11 protein-coding genes are annotated in these 11,266 nt (G+C 71.5%); 8 read left to right on the top strand and 3 right to left on the bottom strand.

From position 1 onward, the window contains the following. Positions 1 to 64: 64 nt before the first annotated feature. From ACWDD7_RS37120 to ACWDD7_RS37085, 8 genes are all read left to right on the top strand, one after another. On the top strand, positions 65 to 850 hold the full coding sequence (locus tag ACWDD7_RS37120; RefSeq protein WP_450460643.1) for an SDR family NAD(P)-dependent oxidoreductase: 786 nt from the start codon (positions 65 to 67) through the stop codon (positions 848 to 850). A 2-nt stretch (positions 851 to 852) separates the two neighbouring features. Beyond that, positions 853 to 1,461 carry a sigma-70 family RNA polymerase sigma factor gene (locus tag ACWDD7_RS37115; RefSeq protein ID WP_351879609.1) on the top strand — a complete coding sequence of 203 codons (609 nt, stop codon included), beginning with the start codon at positions 853 to 855 and terminating at the stop codon, positions 1,459 to 1,461. Next, positions 1,458 to 3,146 (top strand): BBE domain-containing protein, encoded by a 1,689-nt coding sequence (locus ACWDD7_RS37110; protein WP_450460641.1) that lies wholly within the window; start codon positions 1,458 to 1,460, stop codon positions 3,144 to 3,146. The genes ACWDD7_RS37115 and ACWDD7_RS37110 overlap by 4 nt, the downstream gene beginning before the upstream one ends. 194 nt (positions 3,147 to 3,340) lie before the next feature. Continuing rightward, complete coding sequence (gene wecB / locus ACWDD7_RS37105) at positions 3,341 to 4,555, top strand: non-hydrolyzing UDP-N-acetylglucosamine 2-epimerase (protein ID WP_351879613.1); 1,215 nt, start codon at positions 3,341 to 3,343, stop codon at positions 4,553 to 4,555. 16 nt (positions 4,556 to 4,571) lie between these two features. Beyond that, positions 4,572 to 5,279 (top strand): hypothetical protein, encoded by a 708-nt coding sequence (locus ACWDD7_RS37100; RefSeq protein WP_450460639.1) that lies wholly within the window; start codon positions 4,572 to 4,574, stop codon positions 5,277 to 5,279. A 20-nt stretch (positions 5,280 to 5,299) separates the two neighbouring features. Then, a complete protein-coding gene (locus tag ACWDD7_RS37095; protein WP_450460638.1) occupies positions 5,300 to 6,562 on the top strand; it encodes an FG-GAP repeat domain-containing protein in 1,263 nt (420 codons plus the stop codon). Between the two features lie 91 nt (positions 6,563 to 6,653). Beyond that, a complete protein-coding gene (locus ACWDD7_RS37090; RefSeq protein ID WP_392219313.1) occupies positions 6,654 to 7,886 on the top strand; it encodes an acyltransferase family protein in 1,233 nt (410 codons plus the stop codon). Between the two features lie 12 nt (positions 7,887 to 7,898). Next, the gene (locus tag ACWDD7_RS37085) at positions 7,899 to 8,681 is read left to right on the top strand and encodes an alpha/beta fold hydrolase (RefSeq protein ID WP_450460637.1); all 783 of its coding nucleotides are present in this window, start codon (positions 7,899 to 7,901) and stop codon (positions 8,679 to 8,681) included. 58 nt (positions 8,682 to 8,739) lie between these two features. Here the strand turns inward: ACWDD7_RS37085 and ACWDD7_RS37080 are convergent, their stop codons facing one another. From ACWDD7_RS37080 to ACWDD7_RS37070, 3 genes are read right to left on the bottom strand one after another with little or no spacing between them, the layout of a single operon-like run. Further along, entirely contained in the window at positions 8,740 to 9,729 is a 990-nt protein-coding gene (locus ACWDD7_RS37080; RefSeq protein ID WP_450460636.1) for an MsnO8 family LLM class oxidoreductase, read from the bottom strand. Between the two features lie 5 nt (positions 9,730 to 9,734). Beyond that, a complete protein-coding gene (locus tag ACWDD7_RS37075) occupies positions 9,735 to 10,265 on the bottom strand; it encodes a hypothetical protein (protein WP_450460635.1) in 531 nt (176 codons plus the stop codon). Beyond that, positions 10,262 to 11,038 (bottom strand): alpha/beta hydrolase, encoded by a 777-nt coding sequence (locus ACWDD7_RS37070; RefSeq protein ID WP_450460634.1) that lies wholly within the window; start codon positions 11,036 to 11,038, stop codon positions 10,262 to 10,264. The genes ACWDD7_RS37075 and ACWDD7_RS37070 overlap by 4 nt, the downstream gene beginning before the upstream one ends. Positions 11,039 to 11,266: the final 228 nt, after the last annotated feature.

Raw genomic sequence — 11,266 nt, 5'->3', positions numbered from 1 at the left:
AGCGACAACCACCAGGGCGGGGTGGCGACTTCCGGGTCTCCCCGCCCCCGGCCAAGGGAAACCGATGGACCTTCAGCTCAAGGGACGGGTCTACCTCGTCACCGGTGCCTCCTCCGGGATCGGCCTCGCCACCGCCCGCGTCCTCGCGGCGGAGGGCGCACAGGTGGTGGGCGTGGCCCGTGACACCGCACCCCTGCACGACGCCGGCCCGAACGTCGTCGCCCACCAGGGCGACCTCACCCACCCGCACACCGCGAGCGACGCGGTGCGGCGGACCATCGACCTCTTCGGCCGCCTCGACGGCCTGGTCAACAACGCCGGTGCCCTGCGGTCGCGCACGAGCTTTCTGACGGTCACCGACGCCGACTGGCGGGAGACCTTCGAGCTGAACGTCCACGCGGCGGTCCGCGCCACCCGGGCCGCGCTCCCGCACCTGATCGACAGCGAGAACGGCAGCCTGGTCCATGTGGCGAGCGAGGCGGCCCGCTACCCGGACCCCTCCCTCGTCGACTACGCGGCGTCCAAGGCGACCCTGCTGTCGCTCTCCAAGTCCCTCGCCGCCGAGTACGGCTGCCAGGGGGTGAGGTCCAACATCGTCTCGCCGGGCCCCACCCGCACCGCCCTGTTCGACGCCCCGGGCGGCTTCGCCGAGCAGCTGGCGCGGCGCCTGCGGATGACGCCCGACGAGGCGGTCGACCACTTCGTCCGCGAGGAACGACGGCTGCCGAGCGGGCGCATCGGAACGCCGGAAGACGTCGCCACCGTCATCGCCTACCTGCTGTCGCCGCTCGCCTCTCAGATCACGGGCGCGGAATGGGCCGTCGACGGCGGCGCCCTGCGGCAGATCTGACCATGACCGCCACCCCGACGGCGACGTCCCCGGCGCGTGCGCAGGCCTTCGAGGCGGAGGCCCTGTCGCACCGCCGCGACCTCCTCGCCGCGGCCAGGCGCCTGGTCCGCTCGCACGCCGACGCCGAAGACCTCCTGCAGGAGACCTACTTGAAGGCGTTCCGTTCCTTCCATCAGTACCGGCTCGGCACCAACATCCGCGCCTGGCTCTACCGGATCCTGATCACCACGTTCATCAACGACCATCGCCGCAGCCAGGCCCGGCCGCGGACCGCGGAGCTTTTCGACGAGGACCTGCACGCCCGGCCGGCGCAGTATCCGGGGTCCTACCGGCTGGCGTCGGCGGAGGAGCAGTACCTGGCGAGACTCACGCATCCCGACATCGACCGGGCGATGCGGGCCCTCCCCCAGGAGTACGCGGCGGTGCTGCGCCTGGCGGACATCGAGGGTCTCTCCTACCAGGAGATCGCGGAGATCCTCGGGGTCGCCACCGGCACGGTGGGTTCGCGGGTGCACCGCGGACGCCGCCGTATGCGGGAGCTGATCCCCCACATGGACCCCCGCCGCACGAACATCACGCCATCCACACATGCGAAGGAGTTCCTGACATGAACGCAATCGACAGGCGCACCCTCCTCGGCCGCGGTGCGGCCGTGGCCGGAGGCGCGGCCGTGGCCACCGGCCTGCTGGCCACGGATGCCCGCGCGGTGGCCGCGAAGGGCGGCGCCCGGGCCGAGACGGGCGGCGCCGGGATCGGCAGCACGGTGACGCGCGGGGACTCCCGCTATCCGACCCTCATGACGGGCAACAACCAGCGCTTCGTCGCCACTCCGGACTATGTGAAGATGATCCGCTCCTCGGCCGACGCCGAGCAGGCACTGGCGAAGGCGGTGAAGGAGGGCAAGAGAATATCCGTGCGCAGCGGCGGTCACTGCTTCGCCGACTTCACCTCCAACCCGGAGGTCGAGGTGATCCTCGACTTCTCGGAGATGACCGAGGTCGGCTACGACCCGGCGATGCGTGCCTTCTTCGTCGAGCCCGGAGCGCGGCTGCTCAACGTCTACGAGGCCCTGTTCAAGGGCTGGGGCGTGACGGTGCCGGGCGGCATCTGCTACAGCGTCGGTGCCGGAGGACACATCGCCGGCGGCGGGTACGGCCTGCTCTCCCGTGCCCACGGCCTCGTGGTCGACCATCTGTACGCCGTCGAGGTGGTGGTCGTCGACGCGGCCGGCCGGACCCGCACGGTCACCGCGACCCGGGAGGCCGACGACCCGAACCGGGACCTGTGGTGGGCGCACACCGGAGGTGGCGGCGGCAACTTCGGGCTGGTCACCCGGTACTGGTTCCGCTCGCCCGACGCCCGGGGCAGCCGGCCGTCGGACCAGCTGGTGAAGGCGCCGGCCACGGTGCTGGTCAGCGCTGTCGACATCCCGTGGGACGGCCTCGACGAGAAGTCGTTCAAGCGGCTGGTGAGGAACTTCGGTGCCTGGCACGAGACGCACAGCTCCCCGGACAGTCCTTACCGGCACCTCAGCAGCCTGTTCAACGTGTCCGCCAAGGCGCACGGCAGTCTGGGGATGTTCACCCAGATCGACGCCTCGGTGCCCGGCGCGCGGGACATGCTCGACTCCTACATGGCGGCGGTCACCAGTGGCACCGGGGTCACGGTGCGGTCCCTGGACCGCGGCAACGGGGAGCTGCCGGCCATGCCGGGTCTGCACCGCCCCAGGGAGCTTCCCTGGCTGCAGGCGACCAGGCTGGTCGGCACCGACAACCCGACGATCACCAACCCCACCTCGCGCGGCGGGCACAAGTCCGCGTACATGCGCAGGAACTTCACCGACGCACAGCTCACGGCGCTGTACAAGTACATGACGCGGCCCGACTTCACCAATCCCGACACCATGCTGGTGCTGTTCTCGTTCGGCGGCCAGGTCAATGCCGTGCCGGAGGACGCCACCGCCAACGCCCAGCGGGCCTCCGTCTTCAAGATGTGCTTCCAGACCTTCTGGAGCGACCCGGACGAGGACGAGTTCTATCTGGGATGGCTCCGGGACCTCTACGGGGAATTCTTCGCGGCCAGCAACGGCGTTCCGGAAATCAATGACGCGACGGACGGCTGCTACATCAACTATCCGGACCGCGACATGACCGATCCGCGCTACAACCGTTCCGGCAGCCCGTGGACCACGCTCTACTACAAGGGGAACTACCCTCGGTTGCAGCAGGTGAAGCGCCGTTACGACCCTGACAACGTGTTCCGTCACTCCATGTCCATAGCTCCTGCCCGGAGTTGATTCCACGACCGACCGATCCGGCCCGGCCGGCCCCGCTCTACGGAGCTGGGCCGGTTTTTTTGTGCGCCCGCGCGCAACTGGGAAATTGCTCGCGTTGACCCGGTGATGCCGCAATGCCACTCTCTTTTCCGTCAGCACATCGCCCCCCCGTGAAAGGGAATTCACGGCGGCTGAGGATGGACGGGGAGAAAGAAATGCGAACTGTTTCCGTGGTCATAGGAACGAGGCCGGAGGCCATCAAGATGGCCCCCGTGATCAAGGCGCTGCGGGCGCATCCGGACCTCGACCCCGTGGTCATCTCGACCGGGCAGCACCGGCAGATGCTGGACGAGACCCTCGACGCCTTCGGTCTGGCTGCCGACATCGACCTGGAGGTGATGGCTCCGCAGCAGACGCTGTCCCAGGTGACGGCCCGGATCCTGAACGGCCTGGAGGCCAGGCTTCCCGGCCTCGGCGCCGACGCCCTGCTCGTGCACGGCGACACGGCGACCACGCTCGCCGGCGCCCTCGCCGGCTTCCATCACGGTGTGCCGGTCGTCCACGTCGAGGCGGGCCTGCGCAGCGGCGAACTGTCCTCGCCCTTCCCCGAGGAGGGCAACCGGCGTCTGGTCGGCCAGATCTCCGCGCTCCACCTGGCGCCGACCCCGGCCAACCGCGCCAACCTGCTGTGCGAGGGCATCCCCGACGAGACGATCGTCGTCACGGGCAACACCGTCATCGACGCCCTTCGCTGGGCCGGTGACCACGCCACCGAGTACGGTCATCCCGCCCTGGAGGACCTCGACGCCGACCCCCGCCGCGTCGTGCTCGCATCCGCCCACCGCCGCGACGCCTGGCCGCAACTGCCGGACATCGCCGCCGCGTTCCGTCGGATCGCCGACGAGCCCGGCACCCGTGTGGTGATTCCGCTGCATCGCAATCCCGCCGTGCGTCAGGCGATTCTGCCCGTGGTCGCGGGGCACCCCGACATCACCGTCACCGACCCGCTGCCCTACCTGAGCTTCATGAAGGTGCTCAAGCGGGCCGACCTGATCGTCTCCGACAGCAGCGGCGCCCAGGAGGAGGGCCCCGCGCTCGGCAAGCCCACCCTGGTGCTCAGCGATGTGACCGAGCGGAGCGAGGCCGTCGTGGCCGGCACCGCCAAGCTGGTGGGCAAGACGACCGAGGGCATCGTCGCCGCCACCCTGGAGCTGCTCCGCGACCCGATCGCCTACGACCGCATGGCCGGTGCCGCCAACCCCTACGGAGACGGCAGGGCCGCCCGGCGCACCGTCGACAGCCTCGCCTGCTTCCTCGGGCTCGGCGACATGCCCGAGCCGTTCGTCCCCGAGACCCCGGTCGACCAGTTCGCCGCCGAGCTGGCCCGCAACGCCGACTACCAGCGGCACGCGCCCCAGCCGGCCTCCTGAGAGCACCGAGGACCCCATGAACCGGAACGTCGTACGCCCCCTGGAACTCGGCACCGCGCAGAGCCCGGCCCTGCTGGTCGAGAACGTCGACCACTACCGGGTGCAGGGGCCCGCGGTGGTCATCAACCCCCACCCGGAGCCCATCCTCCTCGACGTCGCACCGCCGGTGACGATCCCGGCCCTGTCGTCCACGGTCCTCACCGCGACGACGGTCGTCAGCGCCCCGTCGGTCATCGTCGTAGCCGCCGCGAAGACACCGGCTGCGGACGTGATCCGCGCGCCGGGCTGGCATCTCCTGGGCGACCTGCTGCCGGCCTTCCCGCGGGACACCCCGCTGTGGAAGGGCCCGCAGGCGGCGGCGGGTTCGGCCCGGCTGGACGCGCCCCACCTGCTCGGGGAACGTCCCGAGCGGCGGCAGGAGGAGACCTTCGACATCAGGGTGAACCTCTGGTACGCGCCGGCCGGGACGGACTGCGCCATCCACAACGAACACGACTTCATCGAGATCCACACCCAGATCACGGGAGTGGGCCGGATGCAGAAGTTCCACGCCCGCGACCACAGCACCCTCTACCAGGACATCCCGATGGCGCCCGGCTACACCACACCGCAGCCCTTCTGCCGGACCGCCCCGGACGGGGGCTACCGCTACCCCTGGCACCAGTACCGCGCGGACACCGACTGCCTCTGGCTCGCCGTCGAGTACCACCGCCCCGCCCGCTGACCCACCCGAGAGGACACGCCATGACCGAGAACCGCCTCACGACCCCGGTCCCGCCGGCCTTCACCGCCGAGGTCGTCGCCGAGCAACTGCGCGACGGGTACTGGCTGGAGGCCCCGGACATCGACCAGGACGGCCGGCCGGACCTGTTCGGCTACGGCCTGCGCCTCGGCGAGATCTACTGGTACCAGAACGACGAGCGGTGGACCCGCCGTCTGGTGGCCGACGGCATCCGGATGCCCGTGGGTGCCGACTTCGCCGACATCAGCGGCAACGGCCACCCGGACGTCGTCGTCTGCTACGAGCTGTACGGCCCGATCGGCACCATCCACGACCCCGACCCGGCCGGGGGAAAGATCGACTGGCTGGAGAACCCGGGCAGTCCGGACAAGGACGAGTCCCGCTGGAAGCGGCACTACGTCGGCCGGGCCACGGGGATGCACCGGCTGCGCGTCGGACACTTCACCCGCACCGACCGGCTGCAGATCGTCGGCGTTCCGATCGTCGCGCAGGCGGACGTGCATGCGGTGCTGCCCGTCGTGATCTTCACCCAGCCCGACGACGTGCACACCGCCGAGGAGTGGCCGATGGAGACCATCGACGACAGCCATTTCCGCATGATCCACGGAGCCGAGAAGAAGGCCGGGCTGATACCGGGCTCGGACCTCGACTCGCTGCTTTTCGCCTCCGACGAGGGCGTCACCTGGCTGTACTTCGACGAGGCGACGGGGCAGTGGGTGCGCCGGCTCATCGGCACCGGCGAGGTCACCCAGTTCGAGCAGACCGGGTTCCGCGGCAGCGGGGACGTCAACGCCGGCCGCATCGGCGACGACCCGATGGCGTACGTCGCGGCCATCGAGCCCTTCCACGGCAACACCGTCGCCGTCTATGCCAGGACGGGCACCGACGAGCAGGGCGAACCGCTCTGGGAGCGCACCCTGCTGGACGTCTACGGCGACCCCAACGAGAGCGGCGAGGGCCCCGGGCACCAGATCGTCTGCGCGGACTTCGACGGGGACGGCGAGGACGAGTTCCTGGTGGCGCTGCGCGGACCGTGGCCGTGGCAGGGCGTCATGTACTACAAGGCCATCGACCTGGCCGCCGGCGTCTGGGCCAAGTGGCGGGTCGGCGAGGAGTCCGTCGCCCGGATCGCCACCGGCGACTTCAACGGCGACGGCCGCCTGGACTTCGCGACCATCGCCTACTCCGTGCAGAACTACTACGTGGCCAAGGACGCGAAGCTCATGCTCTACCGGAACCGGATGCCGCGCGACGACGCCGAGTAAGCCGTCCCTTCCCCCGACCCGCACACGCTGCCCGGCCCGCCGTCACCAGAACGGGCCGGGCAGCGCCGCCCTCACCCAGAAAGCCGTCGTCATGTCCTTCGCCGTCATACCGCCGGGGAACTCCCGGCAGCAGTCCAGGCCGCCGAAACTGCCGTCGCTCACCGGACTCAGGTTCTTCGCCGCGCTCCTGGTGTTCTTCTTCCACTCCTCGCTCTCCAACAGCCCCATCCCGCCGAACAGGCCGATCAATCCCTTCGCGGACAGCGCCCTGGCCCACCTGTACGAGAAGACGTTCGTCTCCACCGGCTACATGGGCGTGTCGTTCTTCTTCGTCCTCTCCGGTTTCGTCCTCGCCTGGTCGTCGCGGCCCGGTGAACGCGTCACCTCCTTCTGGCGCCGCCGCATCACCAAGATCTTCCCGAACCACCTCGTCGTCGCCGCCGCGGTCCTGGTGCTGTTCGCCGGAGCCACCCTCACCGGCGTCTCGCAGTGGCTGCCGAACCTGCTGCTGATCCACACGTTCTTCCCGCAGGCGTCGGTCAACCTCAGCCTCAACCCGCCCAGTTGGTCCCTCGGCAGCGAGCTGCTCTTCTACCTGCTGTTCCCGCTGCTGATCGTCTTGATCCGCAGGATCCGCGGCGGCGCGCTGTGGGCCTGGGCGGCCGTCATGGTCGCCGGGACCGTCGCCGTCCAGCTCGTGTCGACCTATCTCGTCCCCGACACCCCGAAGTCGGCGATCACCCCGATCTCCGACCAGCAGTTCTGGTTCGGCTACCTCTTCCCGCCCGGCCGGCTCTTCGAGTTCGTGCTCGGCGCGATCCTCGCCCGGATCGTGCTGGCCGGCCGCTGGCCCCGGCAGCTCGGTGTCGCCGTCTCGCTGCTGCTGGTCGCCGCCGGCTACGGCGCCACCTACCTGGTGCCCTTCCAGTACACGTTCGTCACGGCCACGATCGTGCCCATCGGCATGCTGATCGCGGCGGTCGCCGACACCGACGCCCGCTCCCGCAGCACCTGGCTGAGCAGCCGCCCCATGGTCTGGCTCGGCGAAGTCTCCTTCGGCTTCTACCTCGTCCAGGGCGTCACCATCTTCTACCTGCGGACCCTGCTGGGCGGCGGGACCTTCAGCACCCCGGTGGCCTGCCTCGTCATCGCGCTGTTCTTCGCGGCCTCCCTGCTCGCGGGATGGCTCCTGTACCGCTTCGTGGAGATGCCCGCCATGCGCCGCTTCGCGCGCGGCCGGCGCTCCGCCCCCGCCACCGGGCCGGTGGCCATACCGGCCCAGCGCGCCGCGTCCGCCGCGGCCGCCGGGAAGGAACTCACCTGAGAGGAGGGCGCCGTGCCCGCCGTCACCACCGCCGAGGGAACCGAGGTCGACTACCGGATCAGCGGATCGGGACCCGGACTGCTGCTCGTCCACGGCTCCACCAGCGACTCCGCGTCCAACTTCGCCCTGCTGGAGCCCCACCTGACACAGCGTCGCACGCTGCTCCTTCCCGACTACGCCGGCAGCGGACGCACCCCGCTCCCGGCCGGGGGCAGCCTCACCGTCGACGTCCTCGCCGGTCAGCTGGCCGCCGTCGTGGAGCACCGGTCCGCGGGGCCGGTGGACGTCGCCGGGGCCTCCCTCGGGGCCGTCGTCGCGGCGGCGCTCGCCGCGGACCATCCCCATCTGGTCAGGCGTCTGGTCCTGATCGTCGGCTGGGCCCGCAACGACGACCCGCGCCAGTCGATGGCCCTGGGCCTGTGGCGCCATCTCGCCGAGACCGACGAGTGGGCCTACCAGCGGTACATCACGCTGCTGGCACACTCGCCCGACTACCTGGCGGCCCTGGGCGGCGAGCGGCTGCACGCCCTCGCCGACGCGCCCGTGGTCACCGAGGGTGCCCGCCGCCAGCTCGACCTGGACCTCGTGGCCGACATCCGCGACCGCCTCGGGCGCGTCCTCGCCCCGACCCTCGTCGTCGGCGCGAGCCGGGACCAGGTCGTTCCGGTCGCCCACGCCAGGGAACTGCACGCCGGCATCGCCGGATCCCGCTACGCCGAACTCGACAGCGGGCACAACGTCCTGCTGGAGAAGCCGCGGCAACTGGCCGAGCTGATCGACGACTTCCTGGACTGACACCGGTCGCGGTGAAGGGGCCCGTACTCCCGGGCCCCTTCGCGTACCGCCGGGGCGCTCAGCCGGCCGCCGCCGCGACGACGGACGCCCCGGAGCGCGTTGCGGACAGCTCGAACCCCTCGGCCAGCAGCTGGTAGGAGCGGACCCGGTCGGCCGGGTCCTGCGTCAGCGCGTTCACCATGAGTTCCCGCACCCCGTTGGCCTCTGCCAGCGCGCGCAGCCGCGGTACGACGTCCTCGGGCGTGCCGTGGATCAGCGACCTCGCGTGGTGGGCCGCCCGTTCCGACTCCAGTCCCGTCCAGCGGTGCCGTCGTACGGTCTCGGTCGAGGGAAGCGGCCGGTCGTCGCCCAGGTCCTTGCGCGCGCGCCACAGCAGCATGGCCTGCGCCAGCTCGTCGGCCCGTGCCTGGGTGTCCGCCACGACGGCGCGTACGGCGAGGAGGCCCCCATGGCCGTCTTCGCCCGTCGCGGCCGTGTGCGCGGCCCGGTACGCCTGGAGCGCACGCGTGCTCGGGCCGGGCACCAGGAAGTGCGCGAAGGCGAAACCCACGCCCAGCCGACCGGCGGCCGCGGCCGATCCGGCGCTCGCGCCCAGCAGCCACAGCTGCGGCGGCACCGGCGGCACCGCCGTCAGGGCCTGCGGCCACACGTCCGCGCTGCCCGGCAGCCGCAGCAGCGAGCTCAGCTCCTCCAGCCGGTCCGGGAAGTCGGCCGTCGGGCCGCCGGCCCGGCCGATGCCCATGTCGACCCGGCCCGGGTGCAGCGTGGCCAGCACACCGAACACCTCGGCGACCTTCAGCGCCGGGTAGCGCGGCAGCAGCACGCCTCCGGTGCCGACCCGGATCCGGTCGGTCGCGGAGAGGACGGCGCCGGCCAGCATCTCGGGGGCGCTGCCGGCGAAGCCCGGTGAACGGTGGTGCTCGGCCACCCAGTACCGGTCGAAGCCCAACCGGTCCGCGTGGCGGGCGAGTTCGAGCGAGGCATGCAGGGCGTCGGCGCCCGTGTGCCCCTCCCCGACGGGGGACTGGTCCAGAACGGAGACGCGCATCGCGTTCACTCCCCCTTCCGGCCGGCGACGACCGACGGCACGATGCGGAAGTCGCGCTGGAAGACCAGGTTGTGCAGGTCCGCGGAGGCGATCGCCCGCAGCGTGGGCACCTCGGCGGCGGCCTGCTCCTCGGTGAAGACGTTCAGGGGCCATTCGGCCACCGTGGCGCCGCGCAGATGCGGATGGTGGAATCCCCGCCCGTAGTGCGCCATCAGCGTGATGGGCTGGATTCCCGCATCCGCCTGTTCGGGCCAGGACAGCGTCCACAGCGCCGCCAGGCCGCCCTCCGGGGTGCGTCCGGCTCCGGTGGCCTCCAGGGTTCCCGTGCCCCGCAGCATCTCGCGGTCGAACTCGCGCAGAACCTCACGGGCGTACGGGTCCAGCAGCGCGACCGCGTCGCGGAACAGCCGTTCCTTGTCCTGACGCGACACGGCGTCCCCGTGCCTTCCGTCGCGCAGGTCCCCGAAGTGGCGTTCCAGCGCGTCCAGGTGCGCGGTGCCGTCCACGGCCTGCGACGAGGCGTTTTCCGTCGTCACATCTCCTCCTGATGCGGGTTGTCGGTGGTCACTGTGCTGAAGTGGGCCGCGACCATCCGTCCCAGCCACTGGCGCATCGGGTGCGCCCGGTCCGTGCTCCACTGCTGGGACGGGATGACCAGAGCCGCGTGCGGTGTGTCGTGAAAGAGCCGCAGGGACGTGGGAACACCGGCCCGCCGCAGCGTGTCGGCGTAGCCGCGGACGTCGTCCACGACCGGGTCCTGGTCGCCCACGGCCAGTACGGCCGGGGCCACCCCGCTGACGTCCCGTGCCTCCAGCGGAGTGGAGTACAGGACGCCGGTACGCGGGTGCACCGGTGCGCTGCCCCGGTACCGGTGCCACGCCGTGCGCAGTTGTTCGGCGGAGGGGTACGCCTCCGGGTCGGCCCGGTAGGACGGGGCACGGCACCCGGGGTCGAGCGGCGGGTAGGCGAGGAACTGGCCGACCAGCGGCTCGCCGGTGTCCCGCAGGACCAGGGCCGCCGAGGCCGCCAGCGTCGCGCCGGAACTGTCGCCGCCGACGGCCACCAGCGGCGCGCCGGTCTCCCGGACCGCCTCGCGGCGTGCCCAGCGCACCGCGGTCAGCACGTCCTGCAGAGCGTCCGGATGCCGGTGCGCGGGCGCCAGCCGGTAGTCGACGCTGACCACGCCGCGGCCCGAGAACCGGGCGAGATCCGAGGTGACCTCGTGCCACTGGGCCGCCGAACCGTACTGCCAGCTGCCGCCGTGCGCCCAGACCAGCCAGCCGCCGAGCGGCGTGTCGGGCCGGTACACACGCGCCGGCACCTGATGGCCGGGGGACGGCAGCAGCGTCTCCCGCCACCGGACAGGTCCCTGTACAGGGGCGGGCCGGCCGGCCGTACCTGGTTTCACGACTTTCTCCTTTCCGTTGCGGCCCGCCGGGCCGGGGACCGGTGGCGGGCCGCTGTCCGGCACTGTGTCGGCCCGCGCCGCCCGCGCCAACCGACAGATGGCTAGGTCGCCGCGCGCTCCGGGCCGGGC

It is taken from the genome of Streptomyces sp. NPDC001056 (assembly GCF_053598955.1).
This window is presented reverse-complemented; position numbering and strand designations above follow the sequence as displayed.

Coding starts and splice junctions, on each gene's coding strand:
- ACWDD7_RS37120 (WP_450460643.1), top strand. CDS start 65: ATGGACCTTCAGCTCAAGGGACGGGTCTACCTCGTCACCGGTGCCTCC.
- ACWDD7_RS37115 (WP_351879609.1), top strand. CDS start 853: ATGACCGCCACCCCGACGGCGACGTCCCCGGCGCGTGCGCAGGCCTTC.
- ACWDD7_RS37110 (WP_450460641.1), top strand. CDS start 1,458: ATGAACGCAATCGACAGGCGCACCCTCCTCGGCCGCGGTGCGGCCGTG.
- wecB (WP_351879613.1), top strand. CDS start 3,341: ATGCGAACTGTTTCCGTGGTCATAGGAACGAGGCCGGAGGCCATCAAG.
- ACWDD7_RS37100 (WP_450460639.1), top strand. CDS start 4,572: ATGAACCGGAACGTCGTACGCCCCCTGGAACTCGGCACCGCGCAGAGC.
- ACWDD7_RS37095 (WP_450460638.1), top strand. CDS start 5,300: ATGACCGAGAACCGCCTCACGACCCCGGTCCCGCCGGCCTTCACCGCC.
- ACWDD7_RS37090 (WP_392219313.1), top strand. CDS start 6,654: ATGTCCTTCGCCGTCATACCGCCGGGGAACTCCCGGCAGCAGTCCAGG.
- ACWDD7_RS37080 (WP_450460636.1), bottom strand. CDS start 9,729: ATGCGCGTCTCCGTTCTGGACCAGTCCCCCGTCGGGGAGGGGCACACG.